This is a genomic window from Brevibacterium sp. BDJS002 (assembly GCF_028201555.1).
GTDB lineage: Bacteria > Actinomycetota > Actinomycetes > Actinomycetales > Brevibacteriaceae > Brevibacterium > Brevibacterium aurantiacum.
Genome location: NZ_CP116392.1, coordinates 4,164,649 through 4,178,173 on the forward strand (window position 1 = coordinate 4,164,649; position 13,525 = coordinate 4,178,173).

Here is a 13,525-nt window from a genome sequence, read left to right on the forward strand (position 1 = left end):
CCATTGTCGACAGCTCGCTTGGCAACTACGGTTTCAATTATGGAATCACAGTCGTACTACCAAAACAAGCACAATACCCAAGCTCAACACCCGCCACCTGCACCGCGGGCGCTTCGCTGGCTGGTGGTCGGAGTCGTCGCCAGCATCATCCTGCTCATCGCCCTGCCCATCGTCATGATGATCGATCAGGCCGGCCTCAGAGCTGCCATCGAGGAAGACACTGGAGGCAGTCTGGATCCCGAGTGGAAGGACTGGGTCCTCGTCGCGACCATCGTCTACGCAGTGGTGCTCCACCTCGTCGACGTCGCCCTGCTGCTCTGGTTAGTTCCCAAAGTCCTGCGCGGGCGCAATTGGGCTCGCATCACGTTGACGGTCTATCTGATTGTCGCCACCTATTTCAGCCTCTACTCGGCCACCCAGGGAGCAATGTTCCTGTGGGCCGTGATCCCCACGGATATTCTCCACGTCCTCATGATCGGCCTGCTCTGGATACCTTCCTCCGTGCGCCGGTACTTCGGGCCTTAACAATCTATGACTCACCAGCTGTGACGCCGCCGACTCACCTCCATGCATGCAGCCCTTCCGGTTGCTACGGTGATACAGCTGTCCTGCCACCGGAAAGGATCTCTTGTGCCCAAGCTCATCGATCATGAGAGTCGGCGCGAGGAGATCGCCGCAGCAGCATGGCGGGTCATCGTTCGAGACGGGGTCGCCGGAGCATCTGTGCGCTCGGTCGCCGCAGAAGCCGGGCTGTCCGTCGGTTCGCTCCGGCACGTCTTCGCAAGCCAGTCCCAGCTCCTCGCCTTCGCCATGAAACTGGTCATCGACCGGGCCGGCGAGCGCGTACGGAGACTTCCGCGTGCACCGAGTCCGCTGGAGTCGGCCGAGGCCATCGCGGAAGAGCTGCTTCCTCTGGACGAGGATCGACGCCTCGAGATGGAGGTCTACCTCGCTCTCTTCTCCGCCTCGGGTGCCGATCCGAACCTGCAGGAGACGAAGCAGGACGCTTGGAGGCGAGTGCGCACGACCTGCCGCATCATCATCGACCAAGCGGTTGGAGCGGAGGCCAAGGACCGGCCCGAGCGCATCGAGACCGAGGTGATTCTGCTTCACGCCGTCATCGACGGTCTGGCATCCCATCTGGTGTGGCAGCCCACAGAACTGAAACCACACGATGCTCGGCGAGCCCTCGTCGAGCATCTTCAGCAGATGCAGGCGCGATTGTCCGAGAGTAGCGTTGGAACTCCTGAGGTCCCCACACAGAATAGGTGATTCCACGATGTCTCAGCCGACCGACCTGCACCCCACCACCGTCGTCTTCGACCTGGGCAACGTGCTCATAGGCTGGGATCAGACTGGCCCTCTGGCCGATCAGCTGACCCGCGACGAGTGGAATGCTTTTGCCGCCGAGGCTGACTTCGGCACGCTGAATACGCTGGCCGATCGCGGGGTTCCGATCACAGAGGTGGTCGCACGGGCGGCCGAATCAGATCCACGGCACGGTGAGATCGCCGCCGCCTACTATGACCGCTTCGATCGGTCCCTGACCGGTCCGATTCAGGGAATGGCCGAGGTCGTCGCCGAGCTCAAGGCCTCGGAGATCAGGTTGCTGGGTCTCTCGAACTGGTCGGCCGAAACCTTTCACCATGCCCCGAAGGTCGCACCGGCGATCAACGAGCTCGAAGACATCGTGGTCTCTGGGAGAGAGAAGCTGATCAAACCCGACGCTGAGATCTTCCACCTCCTCAGCCGACGCTTCGACCTCGTACCCGAGCAGACTGTCTTCGTCGATGACCTGCAGGCGAACATCGATGCCGCAAACCAGCTCGGATTCGTCGGCCAGCTCTTCACCGGTGCCCAGCAGCTTCGCAACGACCTGCACGCCCTCGGGCTCCTCGGCTCCCCTGCTAACGTGGAAAACTGAGAACGGGTCATCCCCGACCCACACTCTTTGACGAGGAGAAGTGATGACGAATACCGGTTTCCTGGACACCATCGACTCCCAGCTGGATTGGCAGCGCGACCTCTACAAAGACTTCCACCGGGAGCCCGAACTCGGCCTCGAGGAGCACAAGACCTCGGACCGGATCGAATCAGAACTCAAAGACATGGGACTCCGCGCTGAGCGCATCTCGGCCACCGGCCTTGTCGCCGTCATTGAGAACGGCAAGGGACCGACCGTTCTGGCGCGGGCCGACATCGACGCCCTCCCCGTTTCCGAGGACACCGGTCTCGACTACACCTCCACGATCGACGGTGTCATGCACGCCTGCGGCCACGACATTCACATCACCTCCCTGTTGGGCGCGGTCCGACTGCTGAATGAGAACCTCAACGCCTGGTCAGGCACGTACATCGCACTGTTCCAGCCCTCGGAAGAGAATGCGGCCGGCGCCAAAGCGATGATCGATGATGGGTTGACATCGAAGATCCCCAAGCCCGACATCGCCTACGCCCAACACGTCATGCCGATGCCCACCGGAACGGTCAACACCAAGGCTGGGCCCGTGCTCTCCGCCGGTGATTCCGTGAAGATCACCGTGCACGGACGCGGTGCCCACGGATCCATGCCGCATCTGTCCGTGGACCCGGTGGTCCTCGCCGCCACCATCGTTCTGCGCCTGCAGACCATCGTGTCTCGGGAGACCGATCCCGGCGAGTTCGCGGTGGTCACGATCGGTGCGTCAAACTCCGGTTCGAAGTCCAACATCATTCCCGATCGGGCCGAACTTCTGCTCAACCTGCGCACCTACGACATGACGGTTCGCGATCGGATCATCGCCTCGATCGAACGCATCGTCAAGGGTGAATGCGAGGCCGCCGGCTCACCGAAGGAACCGAGCTTCGAGTACTACGATCAGTTCCCCCTCACCGACAATGATGAGGACGCCAACGATGCGGTCACCAAGGCGTTTGAGGACTACTTCGACGACGGAGTGGTTCTGCCAGCGACTCCCGCCACCGCCTCGGAGGACTTCAGCGAGATCCCCGACGCCTTCGAGATTCCCTACGCCTACTGGATGATCGGCTGCGCCGATGCCGATGCGTACAAGAAGGCCGCCGAGGCGGGAACCGTGAACTCTGACATCCCCGCCAACCATTCGCCCCAGTTCGCCCCGGTCATCGATCCGACGCTTGAAATCGCCACCAAGGCTCAGGTGATTGGGGCACTGTCGCAGTTGGGGAGCTGAGGCAGCGCCCGACGACGGCTGGGCGAACTGCTCAGTCGTTGACCGAGCGCACCACGCGTGCCGGCGACCCGACCACGACGGTTCCTGCGCGCACGTCCTTGGTCACGACCGAGGCCGCCGCAACCACGGCGTTGTCGCCGATGGTCACTCCGGGCAGGACGGTCACATTCGCACCGATCCACACGTTGCGGCCGATGATGATGTGGCCAGGATGCATGTCTCCGCGGCGGTCCGGGGAGATGTCGTGGTTAAGGGTTGCCAGCACGACGTTGTGGCCGATGAGGCTGTCGTCTCCGATCCTGATGCCACCCTGGTCCTGGAAGCTGCACCCGGAATTGATGAAGACCCGTCGACCCAGTGTCGTGTTCTTCCCGAAGTCGGTGTGGAAGGGCGGGAACATGGTGACCGTCTTGTCCACGGGCTTGCCGATCAGCGATGCCAAGAGCTGCCGGACCTCGTCGGGTTCGTGATACGAACCGTTGAGCTCGGCTGTGATGCGCAGTGCTTCCTGGCTGCTGCGATGCATGACCTCGTGGAGGGGCGAGTCGCTGGCGATTGTTTGACCGTTGTTGAGTGCCTTGACCAGATCCTTGAGTTCCATACTGGCCATCCTTTCGCGTTTCTCATTTTTCTGCATTCTTCCTCGGAAACGCGCTCACAGTTCAGGACGACCCTGTCGTCCCCACATCCGCGAACTCGTCTTTCATCGACGTCAGCGTCCTGTGGATGTTCATTCGCTGGAAGTCGGCGAAGGAACTACCGCCGGTGAGCACTCGGTCCACGACTGCCGCGACCCAGTCCGGCCAGGTCGTGCGGTCATCGTTCCACGTTTCGGTGACCCGTGTGCGATCGCCGAGGTCCTCGAGTTCGTAGACCCAGGTGGCGATTCCGCTGCTGATCGCCGGCGCACTCGCACCGATCTTGCGGACTTCGAAGGCGAATCGGCGGCCCGGCTCCGAGGCGGTGACGACGCATTCGGTGACCCACCGTGCCCGATTGCGTCGGTTGCTGCCTTCGAAGACCTCGCCCACCTGCAGTGGTCTGGATTCGGCAGGCGTGTGCGCACCGGTGTTCTCGGGACTCCAGCGTGGCATCTGCGTCGGATCCGCCACCTGTTCCCACAAGGTGAGTGCATCGACGTCAATGATCATGCTGTCACTGACCTGCATTGTGCGCTTCATTCGCTTCCCTTCCTCGCTCACACCCACCCTAGTGGCGCTGACGCGGAGTACCCTGAAGCCCATGCCACCGAACGCGACGCCGCGCCTGAGATTCCGTGAGATGTCACCGGATGATCTCGACGAAATGGCGGACCTCCTCGGCGATCCACGGGTCATGGAGTACTACCCGCGCCCCAAGGACCGTGAGGAAGCGGCCGGGTGGATCAACTGGAATCAGCGCAACTATGCCGAGTACGGTCACGGACTCTGGGTCATCGAAACCCACGACGGCGAATTCATCGGAGACTGCGGTCTCACCTGGCAGAAGGTCAACGAGGCTGCCGCCCTGGAGGTCGGATTCCATGTGAAGGCTTCTGCCCAGAATCTCGGATTCGCCGCCGAGGCGGCCACCGCCTGCCGTGATTTCGCCAGTTCACATGCGCTGGCGTCCCGATTGGTCGCGATCATCCACCACGACAATCGACCCTCCCAACGCGTAGCGGCGAAGATCGGCATGCACCGTGATCGCACGCTCACCCATTCGTCGCCGATCCACCTCGTCTACGCAATGGACCTCTGAACTTGAGAAACTCCGTCGATGTGCCCGAGCAGCCGCCGCGATAGCCTGGAACTATGAGCGTGAAGGTCACCCGGGACGAGGTCATCGCGTACCGCCTTGAGGCGCAGAACCTGAATCGGCGCCTGGACAAGCGGTCCCTGGTCGCTGCCACTGGAGTCTGCGGGGTTCAGAACAGTCCGCCCGGATCGGCTCTGCTCGCGCTCAATGCCCGCGTCTCCGATGTCGCTCGGGAAGCGGTCAACACTGCGATCTCCGAGCACAAGAGCCTGTTGCAGAGCTGGTCCATGCGCGGCGCACCCTTCTTCTTTCCAACAAGCGATCTTCCCGTTTTCACCACTGGAGTTCTCCCACCCACAGAGGATGGACGCCGCCACTTGATCCTCGGTGTCGAGGCCTCGCTCGAGAAGCTGGAGATGTCCCTCGCCGAGGTTGTCGACCGGACCCGTGACACGATCGGATCCGTGTTGTCCGGTCGCAGGCTCACGGTCAATGACCTGGGAGCCGAGATGACCGAGCTGATCGCTCGCGAATTGCCGAAGAAGAAGCGTGCCGACTGGGAGCGTGAGGGGCCGTACGCCAAGGGACAGCCTCTGGGAGAGGGTGTCGTCCATTTCTGTCTGCGCATCCTCACCTTGCAGCAGGTCATCTGCTTCGCTCCGCGGGACGGGAAAAAGGCACCGTTCGTGCTGCTCGATGAATGGCTGGACACAGACGTTCCCGACGTGGCTCCGGAGGACGCTCGGGCTGAGCTCCTCCGGCGCTACCTGCATGCCTATGGGCCGTCCACGCGCGGAGACTTCGCCTCGTGGCTCGGTGTGCGTGCGCGAGAAGGCGAGGCGTGGTGGGACCTGCTCGAGAACGAGATGACCGAGGTCGACTACGGTCGCAAAGCCTGGGTTCTGACCGAGGATCTCGATGCCCTGCAGTCACCGCCCACTCCAGCCGGTGTGCGGCTCCTCCCGCCGCGCGACCCCTATATTCAGGGGCGCGATCGGGAGACCATCATCGACAAGCAGTTCCATCGCGACGTGTTCAAGACCGTCGGTGAGCCGGGGACAGTCCTAGTCGACGGCCGAATCGTCGGCACCTGGCGAGCGCGCAAGAAGGGGAAAAACCTGCACATGTCCGTCACATCATTCGACCGGCTGTCAGCCCGTTCGAAGAAGGTAGTGGAAGCCGAGGCCGAGAAGGTGGCGATCCTGCGTGGCGCCGCAGCGGTTGAGGTCGATGTCGACTCCGCTTGACCGGAAGGCTGGAATACGAAGTGACCGGAAACTGCAGTTCAGCCAGCGTCTCCTGGACGAGCGCCCCTCCCCAGCAGCACTTCACCACGGGCGACAGTCTGATCCCGGAGCGCCTGCACGACGGCGGCAACGGCGGGGCGACGCATCGAATCGGGGCGCAGCACCATCCAATAGGGCAGCCGTTCGGACAGGGTGTCGGGGAAGAGCCTGACGAGGTCATCGTGGAGATCGGCCATGAAGCAGGGCAGGAATCCAATGCCTGCACTGGCACGGGTGGCCTCGACGTGGACGAACACGTTGGTCGACGACAGTCCGTCCTTCATGGTGGGGACCAGGCGACGCGGGGCATCAAGGTCATCGACCTGGAGCATCGAATCCACGAAGTACACGAGGCGATGTTCGGTCAGCTCATCCTCGGTGGCCGGGGCACCGTGTTCGGCCAGATAGTCCCTGGATGCATACATGCCCAGTTCGTAGTCGCCGAGTTTGAACGCTTCGGCCCGGTGGACCTGGGGTTCGCCGACGACCACTTCGATATCCAGGCCCGAACGCTGCTGCAGGGCCTGTCGTGTCACGGTCACGATCTCCACGCTGAGGCCTGGATGCTGACGCCGCAGTTTAGCGACCGCGGGGGCCGCGACATAGGCGCTGAATCCGTCGGTGGCCGTCATCCGAACGACTCCGGTGATCGGATCGGGACCGCGACGGGGATCACCGAGACCATGCACCGCGCCTTCGATCTGCTCCGCGACTCGGACGGCTTCCTGACCAAGGTCGGTCAGCTCCCAGCCTCCGGAGGCACGGGACAGCACTCGACCGCCGAGGGCCTTCTCCAGTGCAGCGATGCGCCGGGAAATAGTCGTGTGGTTCAAGCCCAAAGTTTGTGCCGCGGTCGTGAACTTGGCCGATCGGGAAACCGTGAGCAGCACCAGCAGGTCGTTGGGCTTTGTGTCCATATCTGCAATATTAGGCAGAGAGGACTCCGAAATGAGCCTCACGGCCACAACTTCTGTGCACGAATGTAAAGAACCAGGCGGAAAGAGCCGGTCGAACCTCGTCAGTGAGTTCGACGTATGAGCGATCACACTCTGGTCTCATACCTCATCAGATTCACTCCGCCTGGAAACGACTGAGTCTCCACCAGGTTCAGATGCACCCAGTTGTCGAGTGCAGCGAAGAGGGGCGTGCCGCCGCCGATCAGGACCGGATAGGTGACGAGGATATATTCGTCGATGAGTCCGGCCCGCATGGCGGAGGAAGCGAGCGTGGCGCCGACGATGTCCATGGGGCCACCATCGTCTGACTTGAGCCGAGTGATCTCAGCAACGGCATCGCCGGAGAACAGACGCGCGTTCCAGTCGATCGCACTGATTGTCGAAGAGAACACCACCTTCGGCATGTCCAGCCACCTGCGCGCATACTCGTGTTCTGCTGGTGTGACCCCCGGCTGCTGGGCGGCCGTCGGCCAGTGAGAGCTCATCGCCTCCCACAGTCGCCGGCCGTACAGCGCCAGCGCAGTCGCACCCACCCGATCGGACCACCACTGGAACACCTCGTCATTCGGCGTGGTCCAGCCAAGATCATCTCCAGGAGCGGCGACGTAGCCGTCCAGGCTCACGTTCATCGCAAAGGTCAGTTTCCGCATGACATCGGCCCCTCTCAAGTCGGCAGCCGCTGGTGCAGAAGAGTCTACTGCGGCATATTGACGAACCGGGACTTCGCACCTTGGAAGGCTACGGAGATGTCTGCGGTCGGACCCGCACGGTGCTTGGCGACGATGATGTCGGCTTCGCCGGCGCGTTCGTGTTCCTTGTCGTACATGTCGTCACGGTGGATGAGCAGCACCATATCGGCGTCCTGCTCGATCGAACCGGACTCACGCAGATCCGAGATCATCGGCCGCTTGTCCGTCCTCTGCTCGCTGCCACGGTTGAGCTGCGACAGCGCGATGACCGGGATCTCGAGCTCCTTGGCCAAGAGCTTGAGCGAACGGGAGAACTCGGAGACCTCCTGCTGACGCGATTCGACCTTCTTGCCGGAGCTCATCAGCTGCAGGTAGTCCACGCAGACCATCTTGAGATCATGCTGCTGTTTCAGGCGACGGCACTTCGCACGGATCTCGGTCAGCGCCATGTTCGGCGAATCGTCGACGAACAGCGGAGCATCGTTGATGCGCGATTCCGTCGCGGCCAGAGTCGTCCAGTCGTGAGGGGAGAGCTCACCACGGCGAAGGTTCTGCAGGGGAATCTCCGACTCCGCGGACAGCAGACGCATGACGAGCTCGTTCTTGCCCATCTCCAAGGAGAAGAAGACCGCGGCCTGGCCGTGGTGGATCGCGGCCGAGCGCATGAAGTCCAACGCCAGCGTGGACTTGCCGACACCGGGTCGAGCCGCGATGACGATCATCGTGCCCGGGTGGAAACCGTTGGTCAACGCATCGAATTCGGTGAATCCGGTCGGCACGCCCGCGGTCTGGCCATCGGTGTCGCCGTTGCGTTCGATCTCCTGGGCAACATCGCTGAGAATGTCGGAGAGGATCACATAGTCCTCAGTGGTGTGACGCTCGGTGACCTGGTAGATCTCTGCCTGGGCCGAGTTCACGACCTCATCGGTGTCGCCTTCGGCGTCATAGCCCATCTGCACGATGCGGGTACCGGCCTCGACGAGTCGGCGCAGCACGGCCTGCTCGCGCACGATCGCGGCGTAGTAGCCGGCGTTCGCGGCCGTCGGAACGGAGGAGATGAGCGTGTGCAGGTACGCCGCACCGCCGACGCGTGAGAGGTCACCGGTCTTCGTGAGGTAGTTCGCCACTGTCACTGAGTCCGCGGGTTCACCACGCGAATACAGGTCGAGGACGGCCTCGTAGATAGTCTCGTGAGCAGGTTTGTAGAAGTCGTCGCCGGTCATGGATTCGACGCAGTCGGCGATCGCATCCTTGGACAGAAGCATCGCGCCGAGGACGCTCTGTTCCGCCTCGACGTCCTGCGGCGGGGTCCTCATCCCGTCAAACCCCTGATTGTTGCTCAATCGTCTTCCTCTTCCTCGAACCTCGTCGGCGGACACCCGCTTTCAACGCCCTCCAACTGTACCTGGATCGAGAAGCCGCAGAATGTCCTCAGTCGCGTGAACGACCAGCTGTCGCCACGGTCACGAGGATCGGCTTCGCCAGCTGCAGTCCCGATCTGATGATGAGAATACCGAGGACCACTGACGCGAGAATTGTGAGGAATGTGATCGGTTTGAGCACGAGGGCGGCCCCAGCCAAGGGCAGCACGAGGACCAGACCGAGCCCGCCGGCCAGCAGCGATACCCAGATGACCGGACCCAGCACTGCTCTCACCATGGCCTTGTGCATGGTCTCCGGGTCCATGCCCGCAGCATAGAGGTCCTGGAAGGTGTCGGCTCGGTCGTAGATGTCGGCAACCTGGTTGATCAGGGCCGATACGGCGATGAGCAGGATCGATATGCCCATCACGAGCATGACTCCGGTGAAGATGTCCTGCAGCAGGAACCTGTCGGCTTCCTGCATCTGCGCCCCGGGTTCGTCACCCGCATCGAGGCCGAGTTGCATGAGCGAGATGCCCGTTCCACCCACGGCAGCGACGAACGCGGTCATCGCCAGGCCTGAGACTCTGCGCCAGAACCGCTTTGGTTCGTCGGAGACTAGACGCGCGGCGATGAGTCGTTCCGGAGTCTGTGCCCTGTTCCCGCTCAGATGGGCAAACCACCTGATCAGGAGTCCGCCAAGGAGGTCGACGACGAGCAGACCGAGAACGAAGGTGGCGATGCCTGCCGAGAGGACGATCCCCATTCCCAACCCGCCGGACTTCGACAGCATCACGACCACCGGCAAGGTCAGGATCACCACGGCTGCCATGACCACCTGCACCACGGGGAACTTCCGTTCCAGGGCCTTGGTGCGCACGCCCAACGGTGAGATCGCGACCTTGCGCAGCCCCAGCAGGGCCGAGGCGATGCACACGAGGATGAGGAAGACGACCACCGACGCCACCAGCCACGCGGGCATGAGCATGTTCTCGTACCCGATGGGATGTCCCATGAAGTGGATCAGGCTCACTGGCCAGGCCAGACCCAGGTAACCGAGGACTCCGAGCACGATTCCGCAGATCGCAGGCACGAGTGGTTCGGCCACTGCGAGAGTGACGATGGACGAGCGTCTGGCGCCGAGCAGCGACATCGTGGAAAGGCGCTCATCCTGTCGCCTGGCGGACAGGGTCGCCGAGGCTGACGCCAGTGTGCTCGCGGGAATCACGAGCAGAATGGTCGCAAAGCTCGCGAGGAACTTGTACATGAAATCCATACCCGCCATGTCCGGGTCGGGGCTGGGTGGGACCTGGAAGAACATCCAAGCTCCGGCGGCGACGGTGAGGAACAGAGTGGCGCAGGCGAAGAAGGCACTCATCACCAGCAGCGAACTCGATGAGCTCAGTGTCTTGCGCCCCAGGACGAGGGGAACGATGCGGGTTGCTGTCGGCAGCGCGGTGGACATGTCGATCTCCTTCTCAGACCGCAGCGTTGACGGTGGTGACGCTGCGCACGAGCGGACGGGTGAACTGCAGTCCAAGCCACACCATCACCACGCCGCCGACGAGCACAGATGCGACGACCCCGATGGTCAGCGGATCGCCGAGGTCGCTCGCCGATGCCATGAGTCCGGCCAGGATTCCGCCCAGCAGCAGCGACACGAGGGTGACGAGGACGATGGGTGACATGACTGCGTTGACGGTGACTCGGTGCATCATCTTCTGCGTCATTCCCGCCGAGTGCAGTTCCCGGTAGGTCGATGCCCGGTCGAGGATGTCTGCTGCCTGGTTGATCGTCGCGGAGATGACGATGAAGACGAAGGCAATGGCCAGGGTGAGGATGAGTCCGGTGAAGATGTCATCGGCCATGTACTGGTAGGGGCCCATGATGGCCTTGTCCTCGGCTGTGAGATCTCCCTGGTTCGCCCGCATCATCGCCGTGCCGGCACCGCCGACGACCGCGATGAAGGTGATCATCGACAGACCCGCGACGCGACGCCAGTACTGTGCGGGGGCATCGGCGATCATCGACGCCGCGATCATCGACGTGGGTGTGCGGGCCATCCTGTGACTGAACCAGCCGTGGATGCGCATGACGAGGACGCCGATGACATTGATGAGCAGGAGGGCGATGCCGATCGTGATGATGCTGGCAACGACGAAGACCATCGTCGGTTGGTTGCGGTCCAGTGAGAAGACGAGCGCACCGATCATTCCGACCACGAGCACGACCACGGCGATGATGCGGGCCACGGGGAACTTCCTGGCCAAGGACCGGGTGCGCACGCCCAGTGGTGAGACCGTGATCTTGCGCAGGCCGAGCATCGCCGAGAGCAGGCACACGAAGAGCAGTCCGATGACGACTGCGGCGAGCAGCCACAGGGGCATCATCAGCGCAGAGTAGCCGAGCGCCTGGCCGTTGAAGACGAGGAGACTGAGCGGGTATGCCAGCAGGAAGTAACCGGCGATGCCCGCAACGATCCCGGCCGAGGCGGGAATGAAGGGTTCGGCAACTGCGAGGAGGCGGACGGTGCCGGGCTTCGCACCCAGCAGCGAGAGGGTGGACAGACGCTCATCCTGGCGCCGGGCACTCAACTTCGCCGAGGCGACCCCCAAGCTGATCGCGGGAACGATGAGGAAGACCGTGGCCAAGGTCGCAAGCATGCGATAGAGCCCGGCCACCTCGGCGTATCCGGAGACACCGGGTCGGTCGTTGAAGGCCCAGGCGCCACCGGCGACGGTGAGGAAGAGCGTAGAGCATGCGAAGAATGCGATGGCGACGAGCTTCGAGGTCGTCGAGGTGAAGGATTTCTTGGTCAGTACGACGGGAAGGATATTCATGGTCGGCATCACCGGTTGTTCTCAACGTACTGGTGGTTCTGCACAGGCTGGTTCGCAGAATCGGAGACGATTCGGCCGTCGGCGAGGCGGACGATGCGAGAGCACCGGGCGGCCACTGACTCATCGTGGGTGACCACGACCAAGGTGGATCCGCGGCCGGTCGTCGAGGCGAGAAGTTCGGAGAGCACCTCGGTGGAGGTGGAGGAGTCAAGGGCACCGGTGGGTTCGTCGGCGAAGGTGACCACGGGCTGGGTGACCTGAGCGCGGGCGATGGCCACGCGCTGTGCCTGACCGCCGGAGAGCTGTCCGATGCGTTTGTTCAGGTGTTCGGCCAGTCCCAGGCGCTGCAGCCATGCGCGGGCATGCTCGGTCGCATCGGAGCGTTTCATCCCCGAGAGCATGGCGGCGAGCGCGACATTGTCCAAGGCGGTGAGCTCGGGCAGGAGCAGGCCCTGTTGGAACACGAAGCCGAAGACCTCGCGGCGCAGTGCGGTGCGGCCCTTCTCCTTGAGCGAAGTGATCTCTGCGGCGGCGCTGCGGTCGGTGGGCAGGAGGCGAATGTTGCCCTCGTCTGGTCGGATGATGCCTGCCAGGCAGTGCAGGAGGGTCGTCTTGCCGGAACCGGAGGGTCCCATAATGGCCAGGGATTCGCCGAGGCCGATGCCCAGATCGACTCCGGCGAGTGCGTAGGTCTGGTTGTAGTGCTTGGTCACGTTCGAGGCGGCGATGATCGCGGGAAGCTGTGTGTTTGTCATGTCTCCATGTTTTCGCAATCGGACTTGCGCCACTATGAAGACGACCCACCACCTCGGCGAGGAAAACCCGACTCCTGGAATAGGGGTTACAGTTCCGGCGAATCACCTGGTGATTGACTTGGGATCAGACTTGCCGATAGACCTATCGGCAATCAGCCGCCTATTGTGAATGCGTAGCGGTTGCCCGACGGTTCCGCTGCACTTGAGCCACTCTGCGTGAACCACTCCGGGTGAACTCACGACGAGGACCAACCAAGACACGTCTACAACTGAGGAGTCATCATGAAGGCACAGTGGATCAGCATTCTCGTCGACGACCAGACTCGGGCCCTGAAGTTCTACACGGACAGGCTCGGCTTCATTCCGAAGGTCGATGTGCCGGTCGGAGACGACTTCCGCTGGCTCACCGTGGTCTCACCCGAGGCTCCAGACGGAGTCGAGATCGTCCTGGAGCCGAAGGGCCACCCCGCCGCGAACGACTTCACCTCTGCGCTGAAGGCCGACGGAATCCCTCTCAACCAGTTCGCCGTTGAGGATGTCCAGGCCGAATATGATCGCCTGTCAAAGCTCGGTGTCACGTTCACGCAGGAGCCGACGACGATGGGACCAGTCACCACCGCCGTCCTCGACGACACAGTGGGCAACCTCATTCAGCTCATTCATCAGGAAGAGGACACCGAGCCCGACCTGCCTTGAGGCTGAGTCGGCTG

Annotated in this window: 15 protein-coding genes; 7 read left to right on the forward strand and 8 right to left on the reverse strand. The window is 62.6% G+C overall.

Annotation, left to right across the window (positions count from 1 at the left end):
• The first annotated feature begins 39 nt into the window (after nt 1-39).
• The 4 genes from PGC08_RS19145 to PGC08_RS19160 all read left to right on the forward strand — a co-directional run bounded on the left by PGC08_RS19145 (nt 40) and on the right by PGC08_RS19160 (nt 3,191).
• Nucleotides 40-525, forward strand: a complete 486-nt coding sequence (locus PGC08_RS19145; protein WP_271709182.1) for a hypothetical protein — start codon at nt 40-42, stop codon at nt 523-525.
• A gap of 105 nt (nt 526-630) precedes the next feature.
• Nucleotides 631-1,272 (forward strand): TetR/AcrR family transcriptional regulator, encoded by a 642-nt coding sequence (locus tag PGC08_RS19150; RefSeq protein ID WP_069601177.1) that lies wholly within the window; start codon nt 631-633, stop codon nt 1,270-1,272.
• Between the two features lie 7 nt (nt 1,273-1,279).
• A complete protein-coding gene (locus PGC08_RS19155; protein ID WP_271709183.1) occupies nt 1,280-1,924 on the forward strand; it encodes an HAD family hydrolase in 645 nt (214 codons plus the stop codon).
• Nucleotides 1,925-1,967: 43 nt separating this feature from the next.
• Nucleotides 1,968-3,191, forward strand: a complete 1,224-nt coding sequence (locus tag PGC08_RS19160; RefSeq protein WP_271709184.1) for an amidohydrolase — start codon at nt 1,968-1,970, stop codon at nt 3,189-3,191.
• Between the two features lie 31 nt (nt 3,192-3,222).
• Here the strand turns inward: PGC08_RS19160 and PGC08_RS19165 are convergent, their stop codons facing one another.
• Together PGC08_RS19165 and PGC08_RS19170 are read right to left on the reverse strand one after the other, a co-directional pair.
• Complete coding sequence (locus PGC08_RS19165; protein ID WP_069601180.1) at nt 3,223-3,792, reverse strand: DapH/DapD/GlmU-related protein; 570 nt, start codon at nt 3,790-3,792, stop codon at nt 3,223-3,225.
• A 61-nt stretch (nt 3,793-3,853) separates the two neighbouring features.
• Nucleotides 3,854-4,372 (reverse strand): SRPBCC family protein, encoded by a 519-nt coding sequence (locus PGC08_RS19170; RefSeq protein ID WP_009882793.1) that lies wholly within the window; start codon nt 4,370-4,372, stop codon nt 3,854-3,856.
• A 61-nt stretch (nt 4,373-4,433) separates the two neighbouring features.
• On the opposite strand from PGC08_RS19170, the gene PGC08_RS19175 reads away from it, so the two are divergent.
• On the forward strand, nt 4,434-4,931 hold the full coding sequence (locus PGC08_RS19175; RefSeq protein ID WP_069601182.1) for a GNAT family N-acetyltransferase: 498 nt from the start codon (nt 4,434-4,436) through the stop codon (nt 4,929-4,931).
• 53 nt (nt 4,932-4,984) lie between these two features.
• Nucleotides 4,985-6,175 (forward strand): winged helix DNA-binding domain-containing protein, encoded by a 1,191-nt coding sequence (locus PGC08_RS19180; protein WP_125188596.1) that lies wholly within the window; start codon nt 4,985-4,987, stop codon nt 6,173-6,175.
• 38 nt (nt 6,176-6,213) lie between these two features.
• Here PGC08_RS19180 and PGC08_RS19185 read toward each other — a convergent pair whose 3' ends face one another.
• The 6 genes from PGC08_RS19185 to PGC08_RS19210 all read right to left on the reverse strand — a co-directional run bounded on the left by PGC08_RS19185 (nt 6,214) and on the right by PGC08_RS19210 (nt 12,815).
• Nucleotides 6,214-7,131: a LysR family transcriptional regulator gene (locus PGC08_RS19185; RefSeq protein ID WP_009882790.1), complete on the reverse strand. Its 918-nt coding sequence runs from the start codon at nt 7,129-7,131 to the stop codon at nt 6,214-6,216.
• Nucleotides 7,132-7,256: 125 nt separating this feature from the next.
• Nucleotides 7,257-7,820, reverse strand: a complete 564-nt coding sequence (locus tag PGC08_RS19190; RefSeq protein WP_271709185.1) for a dihydrofolate reductase family protein — start codon at nt 7,818-7,820, stop codon at nt 7,257-7,259.
• Nucleotides 7,821-7,864: 44 nt separating this feature from the next.
• Entirely contained in the window at nt 7,865-9,175 is a 1,311-nt protein-coding gene (gene dnaB, locus PGC08_RS19195; protein WP_050773361.1) for a replicative DNA helicase, read from the reverse strand.
• 115 nt (nt 9,176-9,290) lie between these two features.
• A complete protein-coding gene (locus tag PGC08_RS19200) occupies nt 9,291-10,685 on the reverse strand; it encodes an FtsX-like permease family protein (RefSeq protein ID WP_009882783.1) in 1,395 nt (464 codons plus the stop codon).
• 13 nt (nt 10,686-10,698) lie between these two features.
• Nucleotides 10,699-12,069, reverse strand: a complete 1,371-nt coding sequence (locus PGC08_RS19205) for an FtsX-like permease family protein (RefSeq protein WP_096157824.1) — start codon at nt 12,067-12,069, stop codon at nt 10,699-10,701.
• A complete protein-coding gene (locus PGC08_RS19210) occupies nt 12,069-12,815 on the reverse strand; it encodes an ABC transporter ATP-binding protein (protein ID WP_009882780.1) in 747 nt (248 codons plus the stop codon). The genes PGC08_RS19205 and PGC08_RS19210 overlap by 1 nt, the downstream gene beginning before the upstream one ends.
• A 282-nt stretch (nt 12,816-13,097) precedes the next feature.
• Between PGC08_RS19210 and PGC08_RS19215 the strand changes: the two genes are divergently transcribed.
• Nucleotides 13,098-13,511 (forward strand): VOC family protein, encoded by a 414-nt coding sequence (locus tag PGC08_RS19215; protein ID WP_271709186.1) that lies wholly within the window; start codon nt 13,098-13,100, stop codon nt 13,509-13,511.
• Nucleotides 13,512-13,525: the final 14 nt, after the last annotated feature.

What these genes read in the sequence shown, in the direction of transcription:
- PGC08_RS19200 (WP_009882783.1), bottom strand. Translation starts at nt 10,685, where the DNA reads ATGTCCACCGCGCTGCCGACAGCAACCCGCATCGTTCCCCTCGTCCTG.
- PGC08_RS19210 (WP_009882780.1), bottom strand. Translation starts at nt 12,815, where the DNA reads ATGACAAACACACAGCTTCCCGCGATCATCGCCGCCTCGAACGTGACC.
- PGC08_RS19165 (WP_069601180.1), bottom strand. Translation starts at nt 3,792, where the DNA reads ATGGAACTCAAGGATCTGGTCAAGGCACTCAACAACGGTCAAACAATC.
- PGC08_RS19160 (WP_271709184.1), top strand. Translation starts at nt 1,968, where the DNA reads ATGACGAATACCGGTTTCCTGGACACCATCGACTCCCAGCTGGATTGG.
- PGC08_RS19205 (WP_096157824.1), bottom strand. Translation starts at nt 12,069, where the DNA reads ATGCCGACCATGAATATCCTTCCCGTCGTACTGACCAAGAAATCCTTC.
- PGC08_RS19175 (WP_069601182.1), top strand. Translation starts at nt 4,434, where the DNA reads ATGCCACCGAACGCGACGCCGCGCCTGAGATTCCGTGAGATGTCACCG.
- PGC08_RS19185 (WP_009882790.1), bottom strand. Translation starts at nt 7,131, where the DNA reads ATGGACACAAAGCCCAACGACCTGCTGGTGCTGCTCACGGTTTCCCGA.
- PGC08_RS19215 (WP_271709186.1), top strand. Translation starts at nt 13,098, where the DNA reads ATGAAGGCACAGTGGATCAGCATTCTCGTCGACGACCAGACTCGGGCC.
- dnaB (WP_050773361.1), bottom strand. Translation starts at nt 9,175, where the DNA reads ATGAGGACCCCGCCGCAGGACGTCGAGGCGGAACAGAGCGTCCTCGGC.
- PGC08_RS19155 (WP_271709183.1), top strand. Translation starts at nt 1,280, where the DNA reads ATGTCTCAGCCGACCGACCTGCACCCCACCACCGTCGTCTTCGACCTG.
- PGC08_RS19180 (WP_125188596.1), top strand. Translation starts at nt 4,985, where the DNA reads ATGAGCGTGAAGGTCACCCGGGACGAGGTCATCGCGTACCGCCTTGAG.
- PGC08_RS19190 (WP_271709185.1), bottom strand. Translation starts at nt 7,820, where the DNA reads ATGCGGAAACTGACCTTTGCGATGAACGTGAGCCTGGACGGCTACGTC.
- PGC08_RS19170 (WP_009882793.1), bottom strand. Translation starts at nt 4,372, where the DNA reads ATGAAGCGCACAATGCAGGTCAGTGACAGCATGATCATTGACGTCGAT.
- PGC08_RS19145 (WP_271709182.1), top strand. Translation starts at nt 40, where the DNA reads ATGGAATCACAGTCGTACTACCAAAACAAGCACAATACCCAAGCTCAA.